This window comes from Marivirga atlantica, assembly GCF_016734805.1.
In the GTDB taxonomy this organism is placed as follows: Bacteria; Bacteroidota; Bacteroidia; order Cytophagales; family Cyclobacteriaceae; genus Marivirga; species Marivirga atlantica.
The window spans coordinates 134,437-154,320 of sequence record NZ_JAERQG010000002.1; the positions used below are offsets into that span (position 1 = coordinate 134,437).

14 protein-coding genes and 2 tRNA genes are annotated in these 19,884 nt (G+C 36.7%); 7 read left to right on the forward strand and 9 right to left on the reverse strand.

Annotated elements, in window-relative coordinates; translation table 11 throughout:
* Positions 1-6: 6 nt before the first annotated feature.
* The 3 genes from JKP34_RS08045 to JKP34_RS08055 all read right to left on the reverse strand — a co-directional run bounded on the left by JKP34_RS08045 (position 7) and on the right by JKP34_RS08055 (position 1,271).
* Positions 7-624: a MarC family protein gene (locus JKP34_RS08045; protein ID WP_236664945.1), complete on the reverse strand. Its 618-nt coding sequence runs from the start codon at positions 622-624 to the stop codon at positions 7-9.
* A gap of 396 nt (positions 625-1,020) precedes the next feature.
* Positions 1,021-1,094 (reverse strand) — tRNA-Pro (locus tag JKP34_RS08050).
* An 88-nt stretch (positions 1,095-1,182) separates the two neighbouring features.
* Positions 1,183-1,271: transfer RNA gene (locus tag JKP34_RS08055), tRNA-Ser, on the reverse strand.
* Positions 1,272-1,518: 247 nt separating this feature from the next.
* Here JKP34_RS08055 and JKP34_RS08060 point away from each other — a divergent pair.
* The 4 genes from JKP34_RS08060 to JKP34_RS08075 all read left to right on the forward strand — a co-directional run bounded on the left by JKP34_RS08060 (position 1,519) and on the right by JKP34_RS08075 (position 6,177).
* Positions 1,519-2,490: a vWA domain-containing protein gene (locus tag JKP34_RS08060; protein ID WP_201919596.1), complete on the forward strand. Its 972-nt coding sequence runs from the start codon at positions 1,519-1,521 to the stop codon at positions 2,488-2,490.
* The gene (locus tag JKP34_RS08065) at positions 2,487-3,431 is read left to right on the forward strand and encodes a tetratricopeptide repeat protein (RefSeq protein ID WP_201919606.1); all 945 of its coding nucleotides are present in this window, start codon (positions 2,487-2,489) and stop codon (positions 3,429-3,431) included. The genes JKP34_RS08060 and JKP34_RS08065 overlap by 4 nt, the downstream gene beginning before the upstream one ends.
* A gap of 153 nt (positions 3,432-3,584) precedes the next feature.
* Positions 3,585-4,763: an acetyl-CoA C-acyltransferase gene (locus JKP34_RS08070; protein ID WP_201919607.1), complete on the forward strand. Its 1,179-nt coding sequence runs from the start codon at positions 3,585-3,587 to the stop codon at positions 4,761-4,763.
* 82 nt (positions 4,764-4,845) lie between these two features.
* Positions 4,846-6,177 carry a toxin-antitoxin system YwqK family antitoxin gene (locus tag JKP34_RS08075; RefSeq protein ID WP_201919609.1) on the forward strand — a complete coding sequence of 444 codons (1,332 nt, stop codon included), beginning with the start codon at positions 4,846-4,848 and terminating at the stop codon, positions 6,175-6,177.
* Between the two features lie 90 nt (positions 6,178-6,267).
* Here the strand turns inward: JKP34_RS08075 and JKP34_RS08080 are convergent, their stop codons facing one another.
* Positions 6,268-7,368, reverse strand: coding sequence for a DUF1573 domain-containing protein (locus JKP34_RS08080; protein ID WP_201919611.1), 1,101 nt, complete (start codon positions 7,366-7,368; stop codon positions 6,268-6,270).
* A gap of 73 nt (positions 7,369-7,441) precedes the next feature.
* On the opposite strand from JKP34_RS08080, the gene JKP34_RS08085 reads away from it, so the two are divergent.
* The 3 genes from JKP34_RS08085 to JKP34_RS08095 all read left to right on the forward strand — a co-directional run bounded on the left by JKP34_RS08085 (position 7,442) and on the right by JKP34_RS08095 (position 11,315).
* On the forward strand, positions 7,442-7,831 hold the full coding sequence (locus JKP34_RS08085) for a DoxX family protein (protein ID WP_201919613.1): 390 nt from the start codon (positions 7,442-7,444) through the stop codon (positions 7,829-7,831).
* Between the two features lie 70 nt (positions 7,832-7,901).
* Complete coding sequence (gene trpS, locus JKP34_RS08090; protein ID WP_201919614.1) at positions 7,902-8,870, forward strand: tryptophan--tRNA ligase; 969 nt, start codon at positions 7,902-7,904, stop codon at positions 8,868-8,870.
* 153 nt (positions 8,871-9,023) lie between these two features.
* Positions 9,024-11,315 carry a Tex family protein gene (locus tag JKP34_RS08095; RefSeq protein ID WP_201919616.1) on the forward strand — a complete coding sequence of 764 codons (2,292 nt, stop codon included), beginning with the start codon at positions 9,024-9,026 and terminating at the stop codon, positions 11,313-11,315.
* 110 nt (positions 11,316-11,425) lie between these two features.
* Here the strand turns inward: JKP34_RS08095 and JKP34_RS08100 are convergent, their stop codons facing one another.
* From JKP34_RS08100 to JKP34_RS08120, 5 genes are all read right to left on the reverse strand, one after another.
* On the reverse strand, positions 11,426-13,462 hold the full coding sequence (locus tag JKP34_RS08100; RefSeq protein ID WP_201919617.1) for a hypothetical protein: 2,037 nt from the start codon (positions 13,460-13,462) through the stop codon (positions 11,426-11,428).
* Positions 13,463-14,371: 909 nt separating this feature from the next.
* Entirely contained in the window at positions 14,372-15,631 is a 1,260-nt protein-coding gene (locus tag JKP34_RS08105) for a hypothetical protein (protein WP_201919618.1), read from the reverse strand.
* 432 nt (positions 15,632-16,063) lie between these two features.
* Positions 16,064-17,221, reverse strand: a complete 1,158-nt coding sequence (locus tag JKP34_RS08110) for a hypothetical protein (RefSeq protein WP_201919619.1) — start codon at positions 17,219-17,221, stop codon at positions 16,064-16,066.
* A 535-nt stretch (positions 17,222-17,756) separates the two neighbouring features.
* Entirely contained in the window at positions 17,757-18,284 is a 528-nt protein-coding gene (locus JKP34_RS08115) for a hypothetical protein (protein WP_201919620.1), read from the reverse strand.
* Positions 18,285-18,554: 270 nt separating this feature from the next.
* A complete protein-coding gene (locus JKP34_RS08120) occupies positions 18,555-19,853 on the reverse strand; it encodes a hypothetical protein (RefSeq protein WP_201919621.1) in 1,299 nt (432 codons plus the stop codon).
* Between the last annotated feature and the right edge of the window lie 31 nt (positions 19,854-19,884).

The window sequence follows — 19,884 nt, forward strand, 5'->3', positions numbered from 1 at the left end:
TAACAGCTATTTTAACACAACAAAAAAATCTTTTAGGCCGCTCAAAATACTTTGAATAGCATATGCTGCTAAAATTAGGCCCATTACTTTACTAATTACTGTAATTCCGTATTCTCCTACTCGTTTTTGAACTAAGTTTGCGGCAAGCAGAATCAGCATGGTTAAAAGTATAACTAATAGTACAAGTGCTGTTGTTATTGATTGTTGTTGAATGGTATAAAGATTATTGTCAGTTAATAATACCACAGCCATGATAGCACCTGGGGAAGCAATTGATGGTATTGCCACCGGGAAAATGATAACATGTTTATAATCTTTTATCAGGTGTTTCTCGGATGCCGGCTTACCTTCTCCAAATATCATGGTTAAAGCAAATAGAAATAATATTACCCCTCCAGAAATTTGAAAGGCGTCTAGTGTTACATCCATTCCATCAAGAATAAGTTGGCCTACAACTATAAAAAATAACAAAATAAGAAAAGAAATGAGAGAAGCCCTTACTGCTACCTTTTTCTTGTGTTTATTATCAAGTTGTTTGGTTGCTTCCAAATAAACGGGCACGGAACCTAGAGGATCAATTACTGCTATTAAGAAAAATATTTTGGTGAGAATTTCAGTGATCATTCAAAGAAGTTAAAATAAGTTTTATTCAATAAAAAAAATAATAGTAAATGAGGGCTTTAAGAATTAATTAAATACGATTTTTATAAGCATTTGTTGTATTCTCAAACAATACAAATATTTACAGGTAGAGGTAGTATCAGTCTTTTTTAAACAATCTAAAATTTACTTAGTCAGGAGGGTATGACATTAAAAAATGTCAAACAAATGCTCTTCACGTTGCTATGAAGAGGTTAAAAAGTCGGGGTGGCAAGGTTGCTCATACCCTCAAGTCATGCGCTTCAAAGTCACTCGCGAAGCTTTACTTTCGAATCTCGGTCCACATCCTGCCACTTCAGAATTCCATGAATGATAAAATTAGAACATAAAAAAAGCCAGCAGAAAAATCTACTGGCTTTGTCGGGGTGGCAGGATTCGAACCTACGACCTCCTCGTCCCAAACGAGGCGCGATACCGGGCTACGCTACACCCCGATGAATATTTTACACCGGATGACTCTTTTAGGGAGAGTCCGATTTGCAATCCATGCTAAATCATCCCTTAAATCAAAAATTTTCTCTGCGGAGGAAGGGGGATTCGAACCCCCGGTACCCGATAAAAGGTACGGCAGTTTAGCAAACTACTGGTTTCAGCCACTCACCCACTCCTCCAAAATCGGTTGAGAAAGCGTTCCTTTCTCTGATTTGGATTGCAAATATAAGGGAAGTATTTTCTTTTTCACAAACTTAATACACTATTATTTTTAATCCTTTTTTAACTCTCTGTAAGTCAATAAAAAATGAAGACTATTTTTTTTAAAATTTCATTAAAAGAAAGTCAAAATTCTCTTAGATGAATATTCAACAATGAATTGAGCTTTACGTTTCCTTTTATATTTTTGTGCATAAATTGCAGTCTATGACTTGGGTACATTCCTTAGGAACTACAGAAATTATATTTATCCTCATTTTTTTAATCTTATACCTGGCTTATGGCTTTAGGTATTTTAAGGTGGCGAAGGCTTTAAATCAATCGCGACTTAACATCATCCCTAAATTCATTTTACGATCTATTGCCTTTATACTCATTATCATGTCGTTATTAGGTCCATCTTTTGGGGCTGATAAGAAAGAGGTGAAGTCGGTGGGGAAGGATATCATGATTGCCATCGATCTTTCCCAAAGCATGAATGCTTACGATATTGCTCCTACTCGTTTAGAAAAGGTGAAGTATGAGCTTAAAAACATTGTGGAATCTTTCAATTCGGATAGAATTGGCTTGCTTATTTTCTCGTCTGAAGCGTTTGTGCAGTGTCCGCTGACTTACGATCAAAATGCACTGAACTTGTTTATTGAAACATTGAATACCGGCTTGGTGCCAAGTACAGGAACAGATTTTGGTGCTGCATTAAGCATGGCTTATGATAAGCTAACTTCTGAAGAAGAGACTACTTCTGAACAACAGAAATCTAAAATTGTAATCTTAATTAGTGATGGGGAAGATTTTGGAGAAAATACTGATCAGGCCGTTGAAGATATAAAGGAGGGAGGCATCAGGTTATTTACATTAGGTGTAGGTACTGAAAAAGGTAGTAGAATTAATGTTAGAAATGGCTACAAAAGGAACAATCAAGGAGAAGTGGTCGTTTCTAAATTAAACTCAGAATCCTTACAGGATATAGCATATCAGGCGGATGGTGAGTATTTTGAAATCAATAACCTCATTAATGAAGTAGGCAAGCTTATCGCTACTATTAATACAATAGAAGGGGAACTAAAGGATACCAGGTTTATTGATACTTCAGCTAATAAATATGCTTACTTCCTGGGAGCAGCTTTATTACTGTTCTTTATAGATGTGTTGTGGGGTAAAAAAGTAATTAAATTATGAGAATACTCTTTTTAATATTTTTCATGTTTATCAATCTATCAGCTTTTGCTACTGATCCTGTAACCAAAATAGCTAAAGCCAATAAAGCTAAAGAAGAAGCCGAAAAGGCTTTTAGAGCAGGAGAGTATCAAAAAGCTATAGAGCATTACTCATACTTGTTAGATAGCCTTAATTATGATAATGATGCCGCTGTTCTTAATAGAGCGCATTCCTATTTTAATCTAAAAGACACATTAAATGCCTATGAGGCTTACAGAACGGCCAGTATGTCTACTAATAAGGAGATAAAGTCTACAGCCTTCAATCAGTTAGGTAATTTATCAGAACAACAAAAACAGAACAAGGAAGCCTTAGAATTCTACAAGGAAGCTTTGAAGGCGAATCCTACTAATAGCGAGGCACGCTACAATTATGAGTTATTAAAGAAAAAGTTAGAGGAGCAAGAGAAAAATAAAGACCAGCAGCAAAATAAGGATCAGCAGAATCAAGATCAAAACAAAGAGGATCAACAGAATAAGGACCAGCAGAACAAGCAGGATCAAAATAAAAATCAAGAGGATCAAAATTCTGAGGATCAACAAAATAAAGAAGATCAGGAAAAGTCTCAAGAAGGCGATGAATCCAAAGAACAGCAGGATAAAAAGAATGCTGATCAACAAGACAAATCAGAAGAGCAAAAGGACGGAGAGCAACAAGATCAGAAGTCTCAGGAAGACCAACAAAGTGCTGATGAACAGAAACAGCAAGAACAGGAGGCTAAAAAGGAGGGAGAACAAGAGCAAATGAAACCCTCTACCAAGGAAAAACTTGAAGCCATGAATGTTTCTGAGGAAAAAGCCAAAATGATTTTGGAGGCATTGCGAAATAAAGAAGCTCAATATTTACAGCAAACAAGAAAGAAAGCCACTAAAAGGCAGGATAGCGGTAAGCCCGACTGGTAATTAATTTATCGAGATAAGGCATCGACTATTGCTAAATCCAACTTGGCTAATAGCTTTTGATACTCTTCAAAAATCAGTACTTTCGCAACACAAAGTTAACTAATGTTTGTTAGGTAACTGAATCAAGTAAAAATCAACTAAAAAATTATACAGATGAAGGAAGTATATATCATTTCAGCAGTTCGTACACCAATTGGTAGCTTTGGAGGCAGCTTATCCAGCCTGACAGCTACCCAGTTAGGATCAGCTGCTATTAAAGGAGCACTTTCAAAAGCCAATGTAGATGCCAAAGAGGTAGAAGAAGTTTTCATGGGTAATGTGGTTTCTGCCGGTTTAGGTCAGGCACCTGCCAGACAAGCCGCTTTAGGTGCAGGAATTGGTACAAATGTTCCATGTACTACTGTAAATAAGGTATGTTCTTCAGGAATGAAATCTGTAATGTTTGGTGCTCAGGCTATCATGTTAGGGCAAGCCGATACAATCGTTGCGGGTGGTATGGAAAGCATGTCAAATGCTCCATATTATGTTCCGAAAGCGCGTTATGGCTATAAATATGGTCACGGACAGCTAATTGATGGTTTAATGCATGATGGTCTGTGGGAAGTTTACAATCAGTTTCCGATGGGTAACTGTGCTGACAACACTGCTAAAGAAATGAACATCAGCCGTGAAGAGCAGGATGAATATGCCATCAACTCTTACAAAAGAGTAGCTAAAGCAACAGAAGAAGGTTGGTTTAAAGATGAGATTGTACCAGTAGAGGTGCCACAAAGAAAAGGCGACCCTTTAGTAATCTCTGAAGATGAAGAATACAAAAATGTAAGATTCGATAAAATACCATCTTTACGCCCTGTGTTTGGTAAAGAAGGTACGGTAACTGCTGCTAATGCATCAACTATTAATGATGGTGCTTCAGCACTTATATTGATGAGCAAAGAAAAAGCAGACGCTTTAGGCCTTAAGCCAATCGCTAAAATCAAAGGTTTTGCTGATGCTGCTCAAGATCCAATGTGGTTTACTACGGCTCCATCATTGGCTATTCCTAAAGCAATGGAAAGAGCAGGAGTGAAAAAAGAAGAGGTTGACTTTTTCGAAATTAATGAAGCCTTTTCAGCAGTAGCACTAGCAAATAACAAAGAATTAGGTTTAGATGCAGCTAAAGTGAATGTATTCGGTGGTGCTGTAGCACTAGGTCACCCATTAGGTACATCAGGTGCCAGAATCATTGCCACTTTACATTCTGTAATGGCGAAAAATTCAGGTAAGATAGGCGTTGCAGGTATTTGCAATGGTGGAGGTGGGGCTTCTGCTATTGTTATTGAGAAAATGTGATAATAATATTATAATTACATAGTTATTAAAACCCCGATGGCTTCATTGGGGTTTTTTCTTGAATAAAGTATATTAACAACAAATGCATCATTATATAAAACTCACTTTTCTGGTACTTTTTTCTGTTCAATCATATACTGTTTTAGCACAGGATAGACAAAAGATTGCGACTTACTACGATAGTGCTCGAATAGTACCTAAAGAGGTGTTTTTTATTCTCAATGGTGATAGCAGCAACATTGAAGGAGCGTACAAGAAGTTCTATGACAATGGTAAACTCATGGCTAAGGGGCAGTTCAAGAGTGGGGAGGAAGAAGGTACTTTTGAAATGTACTATCCTAATGGAGATGTGATGCGCACTACCGATTTTGCTAATGGTTTAAGAACTGGCAAAACAGTAGTCTACTCAAAAGAAGGCCAAATATTACAGGAAGCTACATTTATTAGAGATACGCTCGAAGGTAAGCTAACACTGTACTATGAGGATGGTCAGCTTAAAAGTGAGAGCGATTTTGCTAAGGGTAAGCCGGACGGATTGGTAGTAGAATATTATCCTGATGGTACCGTAGCGCAAAAAATCAACTATAAAGATGGTAAGCCCAATGGATTGACTGAAAGATTCTTCAAAAATGGAAGTATCAAAACAAAAGAACACTATAAAAACGGTGACCTCAACGGAGCTTTCACTACTTATTATCCCAATGGGCAGGTTGAGACTATCTTCACCAATATTGATGGGAAGAAATCAGGTGAATTTAGAAACTACGATAAAGAAGGTAATCTCTTGCTTAAAGGGTTCTACAAAAATGGAAAGCTTGATGGAGAAAATTTAAGTTATTATCCTTCCGGCAAGGTTAAGACTACCAGAAATTACAAAGCTGGTTTCCTATCTGGCGAGGTACTTGAATATGACAAGGAGGGTAATCTGGTAAAGAAAACAGTTTATAGCGATGATGCACAGAACAAGGAAGTATATACATATTATACCGATGGCAATGTAAAATCTATTGAATACTTCGTGAATGACGAGCCGGAAGGTGAGCACTCTTTTTTTTATGCTAGCGGAAAACTCAAGCGAGTTGAAAATTATAGCAAAGGCACCTTACAAGGACAAGTAGTTACCTTCTTTGGTGATGACCAAATACAATCATCAACCTTATATCAGATGGGCAAAAAGACTGGTGTGGAAACTTTTTACTACGAAAGTGGTCAGGAAAAATCCACCCAGGTTTATAAATTCGGCAAGAAGCAAGGCGAATATACGGAGTTTCACCCGAATGGAAAGGTGGCAGTTAAAGGACTCTATTCAGGTAATATGAAAGTAGAAGACTGGAAGTATTACAATGAAAAAGGAGAACTGCTAAAGACTGAGAAATACTTTAGAGATAAACTGCAGGAGACAATTGATAATTAACAATAGCTCCGAGTTACCAGCTTTGAGCCACGAGTGTCTTACTCAAAACTTGAAGCTCGTAACTCGAAACCACCAATTCATCATTGTTAATTATTCCTTCACATACGCCTTGATAATAATATCCTTGGCTGGTGCAGTCGGATCGTTTGTGAATAAAGTTACTCGCTTTACCTGAGGGCCTCTTCTGCCTTCTGTGTCAAAAGCTACTTTGAGTAGAGCACTTTCACCTGATTTGATGTCTTCCTTTTCCAGAGAAGTAGATAAACAATCGCAACTGCTTTTTACCTGTCTTATGTTGAGGGTTTTCTTACCTGTATTTTCAAAGACAAAGGCATGTACAATACTATCTCCCTCTTGAACAGATTCAAAATCAAACTCCTCTTCTTCAAAATTGATTTTTGGCTGCTTGGCTAATTCCTTCTCACTCATTGGAGGGAAATATTCTAGTATGGTAGCAATGAGATTTAAGTTTTTATTAGGCTCATTTTCTTCATCAGTAAAAATAACCAGTTGGTCATTATGGAACCCCAAATCATTTTTCACTTCAGGCTTGTAGGTGATTTTTATAGCTCCACCACGCTTAGGGTAAAGCACTTTTGGTTCCACATTTACGCTTATAAAGTCTCCACTTACCACTTTATCAGAAAAGGTGATGGTGTCAGATGACTGGTTGAAAATTTCAAAAGTTTTGGTGACAGTCTTTTCGGTAGTAATGGTGCCGAAATTAAGAAATTTGCTTTTAAACCTGATTCCTCCCATTTCTGTAGGGTAGTTATCTTCTATGCTTACTGATTTTGGCTCCACATAACCGCTGATGCGTAACAACTTGGCGGTTGGTGGTAGGCTACTTTTCACAGTAATAGTCTTGTTGAATTTTCCGGGTCGGTTAAATGGATTATAGGCAACCACTATTTTAGCTGAATCACCTGGCAGCACACCTTCTTTTTCCCAGAAGGGAGTGGTGCATCCGCATGAGGCACGAACAGATTGCAGGAAAAGTGTATCCTCAGAAATATTCTCCACATAGAAAGTGTGTTTCACTTCTCCGTCTGCTTCTTTGATGCGCCCAAAGTCGTAATTATTTTCCGTAAATTTTATTTTCGGAGGAATGCTTTGTGCAAAAACCAGATTATTGATGATAAAGCATAAAACAAAAAACAAAGTGCTTTTACCTAATTCAATATTCTTCATAAATTCGTGATTCTTAACAGTTGCGAAGATACTAAAATCTCATCGTCTTCGCCTTTTACTAAAAATTAATAGCTTGAAAAATTCAAATTTTAGTTTGCTACTTTTAAGGCTTATGGGAGGAGGGTTGATGCTCTTGCATGGCTACCCTAAGCTGATGAAAATTATAAATGGAGATTTGGGCTTTGCTGATCCTTTAGGATTGGGCGAACCAATTTCTTTATACCTGGCGGTTTTTGCAGAATTTGTATGTTCTATTTTGCTCATCTTAGGCTTGTTTACACGTTGGGCTGTGTTGCCCTATATTTTTACAATGGCCATTGCAGTTTTTGTGATTCATGCCGGTGATGGCTTGCAAAAACAAGAGCTAGGATTACTATATTTAGGCATCGGAATTTTAATCATGATCAATGGGGCAGGCAAGTACAGCCTCGATTACAGAATTAAAAGAAGAAGCTACCTTTAGTCAATTATCAATGAACAATGATCAATTAACAATTGGTCCATTACTAATTACTCATTACTAATTAAAAAATATGTCTCGTATCTTAACAGGAATACAAAGCTCTGGAAAACCACATCTGGGCAATCTATTAGGAGCTATCATTCCGGCAATAAAGCTGTCAGAAGATCCTAAGAATGAATCTTTATTTTTCATTGCTGACCTGCACTCGCTTACCACCATTAAGGATGCTGAAGCCAGAAAGGATAATGTAAATGCCGTGGCTGCTGCATGGCTGGCCTTTGGTTTTGATACTGATAAAAATTTATTCTACCGCCAATCTAAGGTGCCACAGGTTACTGAACTGGCCTGGTATTTAAGCTGCTTCACACCTTTTCCTATGCTGGCCAATGCGCACAGCTTTAAAGATAAATCCGATAAACTGGCTGATGTAAATGCAGGCTTATTTACCTATCCTGTATTAATGGCTTGCGATATTCTCCTTTATGATGCTGATATTGTTCCTGTAGGAAAAGACCAGCAGCAACATCTGGAAATGACTCGCGATATAGCCAGCTCTTTCAACCATAAGTACGGAGAGGTTTTCGTGATGCCGGAAGTGAAGATTGATGATAACGTCATGACTATTCCGGGTACGGACGGACAAAAGATGAGTAAGTCTTATGGCAATACCATCGATATCTTCCAGACGGATAAGAAACTAAGAAAGAATGTAATGACTATAGTAACGGATTCTACTCCATTGGAAGAGCCTAAGAATCCAGATACTTGTAATGTGTTTGCCATCTATAAATTATTGGCCAATGAGGCGCAAATAAAGGAGATGCGTGCCAATTACGAAGGTGGTAATTACGGCTATGGGCATGCCAAGCAAGCTTTGTACGAATTAATCGTTGAGCGTTATGCAAAAGAGCGTGAGACCTATAATTATTATATCGAAAACCTTGACGAGCTACACGCTAAGCTGGAAAAAGGTGAAGCAAAAGCGGCTGAAATGGCGAATGCTACATTGGATAAAGTTAGAAAAGTTTTGGGATTTTAATGAAGGTTTCGAGCTGCTAGCTACGAGCCTCGAGAATGTTTGCAGAACAAATCTTGAAGCTCACAACTCATAACTCGCAGCTTTAAAAATAGAAAAATAAATGATTGAAGGTAGTGCACTGAGCTACCTATAAAAAATATACAATTACAATACATGACAAACCACTCAGAAATAATAGCCACCGAATTATCCATTAGACCTCAGCAGGTGGCAGCTGTAATGAAGTTGCTTGATGAAGGAGGAACGGTGCCCTTTATCTCTCGTTATCGGAAGGAAATGACAGGCAGCTTAGATGAGGTAGCCGTAGCGGCCATCCGTGATAGAAGTCAGCAACTGGCCGACCTTGACAAGAGAAGAGAAGCCATCTTGAAATCTATTAAAGAACAGGAGAAGTTAACGCCTGAGCTGGAGAAAGAGATCAATGCGGCAGAGACCATGGCTAAGCTGGAGGATATTTACCTTCCTTACAAACCAAAAAGAAGAACGAAAGCTACCATCGCTAGAGAGAAAGGATTGGAGCCTTTAGCCAAGCTTATTTTTGAGCAGGGCAATGCAGATGTGATGTTAGAGGCCGCTAAATATATTGATGCTGAGAAAGAGGTATCCGATGAAGAGGCAGCCCTGCAGGGTGCCAGAGATATTATAGCAGAGTGGGTAAATGAGAATGCAGAGCTGAGAGAAAAAATCAGAAAGCTGTTCCTCGATAAAGGGATGTTTATCTCGCGCGTGTTAGGTGGTAAAGAACAGGAAGGACAGAAGTACAAAGATTATTTCGAGTGGGAAGAGCCTGTAAAAACAGCTCCATCGCACCGCGTATTGGCCATGAGAAGAGGGGAGAAGGAAATGATCTTAATGCTGGACATCAAGCCGGATGAAGACGAAGCCATCTTCACCATGGAACGCCATTTCATAGAGGCAGAGAATGAAACTACGCCACATATGAAGCAGGCAATTGCCGATGCGTATAAGCGATTATTGAAGCCTAGCATGGAAACGGAAATCCGTATCCTTACCAAGAAAAAGGCCGATGAGGAAGCCATCAAAGTATTTGCAGAAAACTTACGCCAGCTATTATTGGCTGCTCCTTTAGGACAGAAAAATGTGATGGCTGTCGATCCGGGTTTCAGAACCGGTTGTAAGCTGGTATGCCTCGACAGACAAGGGCAGCTTCTGTTCAATGAAGCTATCTATCCGCACGAGCCACAGCGCCAGACACAAAAGGCAGGTGAGCTCATCAAACATTTGGTAGAGAAGTATGATGTGGAAGCCATTGCCATAGGTAATGGAACGGCAGGTAGAGAAACTGAGACCTTCATTAAAGGACTGGGCTTACCTAAAAATGTGTTGGTGGTGATGGTGAATGAAAGCGGAGCTTCGGTTTATTCGGCTTCAGAAAATGCCCGTGAAGAGTTTGCTGATTATGACTTAACAGTTAGGGGAGCCGTTTCTATCGGTAGAAGATTGATGGACCCATTGGCTGAGTTGGTGAAGATAGATGCTAAATCTATAGGGGTAGGGCAGTACCAGCATGATGTAGACCAGAACGCCTTGAAATCAGGTTTGGATGATACAGTTGTTAGCTGCGTGAATGCAGTGGGCGTGGAGCTCAATACGGCTTCTAAGCAGTTGTTGACTTATGTGTCAGGTTTAGGTCCACAGATAGCGCAAAATATTATTGAATACAGAACAGTAAATGGTCCGTTTAAGAGCAAGGCAGAATTGAAGAAAGTGCCTCGCTTAGGCGATAAAGCCTTTGAGCAGGCAGCAGGTTTCTTGCGTATTTCTGATGCCAAGAATCCGCTGGACAGCAGTGCAGTGCACCCTGAAAGCTATAAGATAGTGGAGACCATGGCTAAGGACAAGCAGGCTACGGTGAAGGACCTGATGACCAGCAAGGAGCTCCGCGACCAGCTGGACATGAAGCAATATGTAACCGAAAGCATTGGTATGCCAACGCTAACAGACATTATGCAGGAGCTGGCCAAGCCGGGCCGTGACCCACGTGAGCAGTTCGAAGCTTTTAGCTTTACCGATGGTGTGAATAGCATGGCCGACTTACGCGTAGGCATGAAGCTTCCGGGCATAGTGACTAATATTACTAATTTCGGTGCTTTTGTAGACATAGGCGTTCACCAGGACGGACTGGTTCATGTGAGCCATTTGGCGGATAAGTTTGTGAGCAATCCTGCAGAGGTAGTAAGCGTATCTCAGAAAGTAAATGTAACGGTAGTGGAGGTAGATGAATCTCGAAAACGTATTGCCCTTTCCATGAAAGCTGATCCTTTTGCCAAAGAAGGCCCAAGAGGAGGCGAAAGAAAGAAGCCAGGAGCTCATTCGGGCAACAGAAACGGTGGTGGACAGCAAAGACAAAACAGACAGCAGAGTAATGAGCCACAGGGCGACCTACAGGCTAAGCTAGCTGCACTGAAAGGGAAGTTTAAGTAACTTGACTTAAGTTATTGGAATAAAGAAAAGCACGAATGGGAGTTCGTGCTTTTTTGGTTATTAAAGTCATTAAGTCACTTACGGTATTACTAATTTTTGATCTAAATTCACTAAAGATTATCAGGAGGTTTGAGCCCTTTTATGAAATTTTGAATATTAGAATGGTTTCTATATTTGCCTACTAATGTTTTAACAGTAATACCGGAAAAAAGGAAAGTAAGTATTCCTAAAATACCACTGATGATAATATTTGACTTTAGTTTAATTAAGTTATCAGTCGCAACAGAAATATTCCATTCAGACATAAACATCAGGTAGGCAGAAGCCAGAAAAAAAATAATTAGGCAAATTGTAAATTCGATCCAAGATCGTCTTCTCCATTTTGCAATTTCATCTTTTTCCCATTTTTCAAGTTTTAATTTTCTGTTATTTTCTTTTTGTTTTTCGAGCTCCGTTTCCAAAGTTGAAACTCTTATATCTGCTTTCGCCTTTTCGCTTATTATTTCTTCTACTTTTGAGGCTTTTCTTTCAAAATCTTTTTTTATTTGGTCAAGTTCCTCAGACTTTACTGCAAAATCCTGAAAAGCATCTTCTATATTTTTAATTCGAGCCTCATCTAATTCTTTCTGTTTAGCAGCTTCTTCTTCTAGTCTTCTAACAAAACCCTCCTTATCTTTCTCAGCAAGTTCATTTAATGCTTCAATATCTTGAAGTTGTTTGTTTGTAATTCGAGTTGCAACCCTAATAATATCTCGATCGCTTATTTCTTCCTTAGCATACTTATGAATGTTATCATCAAGCTCTCTTAAAATTTGTGATTTAGGCAGGTTAGTTCCTAAAGTCATTGATATTGAAGATGTTAACCCTATTTCTGAAAGATCTTCACTTTTAATAGCCTTATTAACTTGAGGGTTACTCAACCATAATATGTTTAATAAATCATCTGCTTTAATTGTTTCTGGTTGAAATTCTCCGTCTGAAAAAAAGTTGTTTCCATCTACATTTGCTGAGTTGTTAACAAACCAAGAATTTACCTTTTCAAATTCACGAATTCTTTTTCCTCTTTTCTTTTTTACATGAAGTATTGCTACTGCATCATGCATTGCGGCACTTTTAGTATTTCTTATTTTTTCAAATAATTTATATTCATCTGTAAATTTTGCCTCTCCTTTTAGCTTATCCATTTGATAGATAACATTGATACCCATTTCAGTAACTGTTTCTTCCAAATTATCTGAAATACGTTCTAAATCTACTTTTTTAAGTTTTCTACGTTCGCAAGCATTATATACATCTTCTGGGTTAACTTTCTTCTGTAAAAATGACTTATCAAAGTATTTAGCTTTTACTTCTAATAAGTTCTTACTTTCTTCTAGAGTTGCTTGAAGCACACGTAATGTAAATTTTTGTTCTTGTGCTATTTTAAGAAGAGTTCTGCAGGTATGAGTAGACTCAGGAGTGTTTAAATCTAATAAGCCAATAATAAAGTTTGTGTCAAATAATAGTTCAATTTCACTAGTTGCCTCGTGCGAATCGTACTCTATGTAACCAGCGATAATAGACCCTAAATAAATACTCTTTATTCTTTCATAGATTGGAGGGATCTTTTTAAAAAAATCTACAAATTGTGCTTCGGCTGTATAATCATGTCCATTACTTTCGTGACTGTGAGAAAGATATCTTGAAAGATTATATTTATTCTTAGAAATAAAACTAAAAATTGATTCTGAATTTGATTTTTCCAATTCAGAAGTTTCACAAAACTGCTTGAAAAGACTTTCCAGTTCTAATGTTTCTTTTTTTTGCTTTTCATAAATCTCGTCAAATTCAGTAAATATATAATCAGCAATGCTGAAGGCACCGTCATTATAAAGAATAAAATTAGTTTTCTCCTCTGTATTTAATTCTTTACTAATTTCACCAAGGATTTTTCTTAAAACAGGAATTGGGAAATCTATAGAGTACATTTTGTCAGTTTCCTTTTTTATTTCCAAAATACTCTCTCCTTGAAATATACCCTGGTTATTTAGAGAAGATAGAGATTTTTTTACAAGAGGTATAAAAATATCGATAGGGCCCTTGGCCAAGGTTCCATTATTTCTAATATGGGAAAGCAAACTGTAGGTGATAGCACGTTCTCTATTCATTATTATATAGGTCTTTTTAATTTTGGTTCTCCTTTTCTAAAACCTTATTCCGAAAATATTGATAGTTAGAATTTACTACTTATGATTTTCTAGAAACTAATAGAATAAGTTATTAATCCACGACTTAAAAGGCTGGTTAATTAAGGCTTTGTTTGAAAAATCATACTAGTTTATGCAAACGGTGCCAATTAAACAATTGTGTAAAAGTAATTTGCTAAGAAAGCTTGTGACTAATCGATGAACGTAGGGTTATAGGCTGTGAATAAATGGAGTAAGTGTACGTTGAGAAAGCAATACCCGGCCTCTTTCACCAAGGATGAGAAAATAAAAGCCAATCCCCCAGCCCCCTTCGCCAAGGGGGAGGTTTGAGCCAAGACAATGTACCATGGCATCATAATTACGGAGATACTCTATTTATATGAGGTTACATCCTCTCCACGATCGAGTTCCCCCTTAGAAAAGGGGGTGAAGGGGGATTGAATTAGAAACGTTGTTAGTTATTAAACTGTATTAATCAGGCAATTAGGTTACAATAATTTGCTAAGAATACCTGTCGCTTCTCGATGAACCTAGGGCTATGGGCTGTGAATAGGGGAGGTAGGTGGGAGCTGGAGGTAAGACTTTATCATCTGTAACTGTACGTTCTCCCATTATTGTGGTCTTAACTATATCATCCTACACTTGTATACCGACAGGCAGCTTATCAATGACCATCAAAGTAATAAGATAGATGCCGTCAACTGAACTCAATAATTTTGTTTTATTATGAAAGCTATAAGGTAATTTACAATTTAGACCAGCAGTCCTGAGAGTGAATTTAAGTAAACGGTAATAACAGAGTCCAGATTAAAGTTTATGCATTTCTTTTGAACGCATAGTAATTCCAATGACATTAGCATGTAGTAATTGCTATTGAATTTTCAAGCTTTCAATTTTATTACTCTTACTTTCTAAGGATACATTGGGATCCATAATTGCATTACAGTATTCTAAATATGAACCTAGGCCTTCAATATTCTTAATCTCAGTGTTAGTGATTTTAAAATCGTTGACCGATTCAGGCATTGTTTCAGGACCCAAAATTTCTAGAAGCTTTGGATATCTGATTTTTACATTACCATTGGATGATTTTCCGTAGTGGTTCCAAATGATTTCATAGTTTTCCGCTTCATTCTTATAGTACATACTTATACTGTAATAGTCATAGTTGGTTGTAGGTGAAAACTCAAATGTTTCATTATTGCTGTTAATAATCTGAAAATCTAAATCAGGTATGGTAAAAACTGTATTTATAAGATTATCAATTTCCATTTTTTGATACTCTTTGTTGCCTATGTTTAAATAAGTTTTTTGCTTAAATTGAACAAATTCTTTTGTTGGGATATAATGAATACTGTAAGGCGGATTTAAAGATCCCCACTCACTGGATAGAAGGGCAAAGAAATTTTCTGGGTCCGATTGAACTGCACCCCATATTTCCACGCTCAATTCATCAGTCTGTGGATAGTTTATGACTATTTGATCATTGGCTAATGGGAGATCAGCCAACTCATAATCTGTGCTAAATCCATTTTCAATATCTTCAAGTAAGATATAGCGTGGAATGTCTTTTCCAGCAGGAAGAAAAGATAAGTATATATCTTCTTTTTGGTTAATTAAATATATTTCAAAGTTTGCTTCTGTTGATGTTATGTTTCGATTGTAGTAATTAGCAGTTACTATATCTCTTATATTTCCACCTGTATTAGCGATATTTAGGAAAGCTGAGGCCCCTGAATCAGCGTAAGCAATTTGAGGTTCTTTTATTTCAAAATTATATGGTTCAATTGAATTAAATGTTTTTAAACGATAACTAATAAATTCTTTATTTGATCTTTCAAATTCGTATCTATCTACTGTAGTAAGATCAAAATCTGAATTTGAGTCATAATCCATGATTAATTCAGAGGTAGCATTATTGACTAATTCAGCTTGATCAACAATTTCACCATTTTGGTTAGAAAGGTAAAGATTGCCACTATAATTTTCAGTATCGTAGTAATTATCAGAAGCTAAGCTTAAGGAAAGACGTCTAAAATCTTGTGGGCCTTGCTCTTTCTGCTCTTCCTCTTTAGAGGAACAACTATAAATAAACAATGTGATTAGTAGGTAGAATGAAACGCCCCTCATTTCTAAGTAATGATTTTATTAATAAATGAAATAATCCTGCAAGATTAGGTAAACCGTTTAATGTAAGCAATAGTATTCCAGTAATTTCCAAATGATGCCTCTCACTTATCGATGAACGCTAGGCTATGGGCTGTGAATGAATGGGGCAAGTGGGCGTTGAGAAAGCAATCCTCCCATCCTCCTTCACCAAGGGGGAGGTTTGAGGCAAGACAATTTTGGAGGTTTTATAATTACTTAAACATTTTATTTGTACTAGGTTTAGTTCTTACCGTAATCTCTTCCCCCTTAGAAAAGGTGAAGGGGGATTGATTATTCAAGCAATTATCGATTGACTTATTTTTTTATTCAATACTAATCTAGAAAAAGAGGTCTTTCAAACCACTATCACTAAATGCTCTATATGTATTAATGTAGGAAGTCATTCCGATTAATTCAGTTCATTACGGCTTGTTTAGTATATATTGTCTTTGACATTTCATTATTTAAATCATAAAATTTCAAATCAATTTCAGACATTCGATAAAACAACCCTAGACCTAGGAAATTACAAATTTGACTCTTTGTTAGATCTTCAAAACTGCCTATTCCATGAAATCCTGAGTTCCCAAATAAGATATAGAAGTACTTGTCCTTTCCAATGTTTGCATTAGCTTTCTTTACCAATTTATCGTAATCAACTGGGCCTGGGAATGTTGTGAATTCATCTTGAACTGATAAAGAGGCATCAATAAGAAAATCGTTTAATGTCTTATCATCAAATTCTCGATGATTGATGATTAAAGCATGTTTAGCTTCCTTCTTAAAAAGTGTTCTCAGATCAAGCTGAGGAATAAAACCTGCAGTTGTTTTAATTGAAGGATTATTAGAATGATAAGCGTTTTCTAATAGTTTTTCATAATACGTTTTTGTATTTAACAATGCGTCTAAGGATTTATCATTAAAAAGTTCATTTAGTGACGCAGCTATTTTAATGGGTTGCTTTAAACAAGCATAAGGGTTGTTTGAATATGCTAAATGATCACAATGATTGATAAATATCCCACATTCATTAATGCCTTCTGTAACTCCAATAAATAAGACATAAAGCTGATCACCATCATATGTTGTGTTATATGCAAAAGGCACGCCTTTTACATTTTTATAATCAGTGTGAATGAAATCATCTAAGTTATCAGTCAATTCGAAAATACCAAAATTGCCAAGATTAAAGTACTTTTTGTCATTATTAAAGTGATTAGATTGAATATATTCTTTTAATATAACAGCAGATTTATTACCCTTTTTGCTTTTCAGTTTTGTATTATTTTTCTTTTGTAATAAACCTATTTTCTTTTTAGCTTCTTTAATCATTAAGAATCCTACAGTGCCAAAGAATAAGATAATTAAGTATTTCCACCAACCTTTTTCTATTAAAGCCATTACTGCCAATAAGCCTTTTTGCTTTGTAGGTCCATTGGCTGTTTGCCCATCTTTGATAAATCGTTCTGTTAAATAGGTGAATCCGTTTAAGAGGACTGTAAAAGCTAATACAAATTGTATAGAACCTAGAAATATTAATTCTGAAATCGATAGTTCTTTCTTCTTTCTCATAATGCTAGGGGCTTATTTATATATTTCAATTATCATCAAGTATAAATTAACTTGAAATTTATATTACTACCCTTACTCATATTATGTAGATGATAATTTCTATTGGAGGAGAATCTGTTATTTAACTGAAGGTTCAAGGCTGGGGAAGCACCGAAGGTATTTGTCATTGCGAATCCTTTTATGAGTGAAGCAATCTCGCTATTGATTGCTAGATTGCCACATTTCGCTCGCTCTGCTGGCAATGACGGAAATTTTGTGAAGATTGCCACACTTCACCCCGATAGCTATCGGGATTTGGTTCGTAATTACCACAGAAAACAAAGATTGCTAGATGCTGTCATTTCGTAGCGCAGCGGAGAAATCTATTTTTCTGTTGGTTTAATACCAATCAGATTTGTTAAGCCTTGTATTTATTTTAACACGCAATTGCTCTACAATATATAGCGCATATTGCTCGTAGCTAATAACTATCAGAAAAATTCAGGCATAAAAAAACCAGCCATTTGGCTGGTTTTTTTTAATATATGATCTACTCTTAATTCCCAGTAGGAGTACCTGTAACAGTTACACTCATGTCAAAGTCAAAATCAAAATACACAGGCGTATTGTCCACTGTCATTTCGATAATCATTTTTGCGTTTTCGTTATTCAGTAAGAACTCTTCAAATTCAGCGATTCTGGCATCTGCTAAATCCTTTAAATCATATGATTGATTGTTATGTGCAGAAAGGTCATAATCTATAATATTAATACGTTCATTTTCTAGACCTTCGAAATAAAAAGTCATGTCCATTAAAACTAATTCTTCAGACTCAAAATTTCTAATCCCAAGGGTCATGCTGTTGATTTCTACATCAGTAATGTCTATACCATTATAAGACGTTTCGAACTCTTCAATTTTGGTAAACTCTGTTGGGTCACCATCTTGGATATCAACTGTATATGTTCTTGAAAAATCAATAGGACCATCAATTTCTAATAACTTATCTAAAGCATCGTCATCACAAGAGAATGACATGGCGAAAATGGCAATAACGGTTAAAAGTGCGAATCTAATTTTCATAGTATTATAATTATTTTTATTTGACAAATATAGGGATTGAATTAGCGTTTCTACAACTATTATTTACAGTGTATAACGGGCAAAATATCTCATTAATCGAATTTTATCATTGTCATTCTTAATACTACTATTGATATTTATTCAAGCTGGCCGTCAATCACTTTATGCTGAACACATTTTTCATTATAACCGTGCGAAGCAAGCATAAGTAGCAAAAAAAAATGATTTTTAACTACATTTCAGATTCAGGTAAGGCAAAAAACTGCCCATCTATAAATACTCACAAGATTTATATTCTAGCTGAATAACAGTCAACTCAGCATCGTCCACAGCCTCAACAGCTTGCTGATAATCCTGATAAGAATTGATAACTACACCGCTTCTATGTTCAGGCACATAAGAGAAGAAACGAACTTCGAACCATACTTTATCCAGCATAGCCTGTTCTTCTTCTGTTAATGCAGGGCTGCTTTCAGATATAAGAACATCCATTTTCTTATCTGCAATAGTCTTCAACTCGTCTGCTAGAAGCGGATCTGTCGGTAAGTTTCTGATGGCACCAATAAGAAGGGTACTCTTTCCATAACCTATTTTTTCAACATATTCGTCTCCGTATTTTAAGACATAATTAGCCGAATCATTTTCATAAACATTGGCAAGAGAATCTCTCAAATCGAATGGTAAGCTTATGTTGGTGTAGCCATCAATGTATCTGGTTCCGCCCACTAAAACTCCCTGTTCATTAAAAGGGTATTGTTCAATAATTGATTGGTATAGCTCAGTGCTTAAAGCAAAGCTCCTGATAAATTCACCGTCAGAAATGTAAGCTTGATCGAGCAGAATATAAGGTCTTACAAAATTATGCGCTTCTAAATATCGCTCCCAGGAAGGACTGGAGGAGGAAGATTGTAATAATCTAATATAGTTTCCTTCTACTTCTCCAAACGGATTTCCTACCTGTATTTCAAAGTCACTATACAGTCCATCACCTAATTTTGGTTCGGAGGTGCTTGTTTGCTCAAAGTAAGTGTTATCATTGACATAAACAGATACAGTTCTATTAGAGGCTGATGCATTCAATTTGTTTGAGGTTGTAATACTTTCATCCTGACTGGTGTATGTGCTGGAAGTAAGTATGCCATCTGCATATTGATGCGTAGTCACTCCCTTATCTCCATAGACTTTTTTCATATCTGGACGTCCATTCTCATAAATCGTTTCTATCCATAAGGAGCCATCAGACTTATAATACTTTGACCATTCAGGCTTATTGTCAATATTACGGGCAACTTCCATACTCAGGTGATAAGCACCGAGGGTGCTGTATATTTTGGCAGATTTTATATAGCCATTCTCATGATACTCAAACTCCTTCATAGGGTTACCGCTAGCAGGATATCTACCTTCTTTAATCCATCCATTTTCATATTGGCTAATTACCGCGAAGTCTGTTGTTGACTGTATACTGAAATCTGGTTCCTCAATTTCATTTTGAAGATCATCTTTTTTACAAGATGTAATGGCAATTATGAATAAACACAGCAATAGAAGCTGATTAGCTTTACACATTTTAGGTTCTTTTTAAGGTTAAAATTGGTTT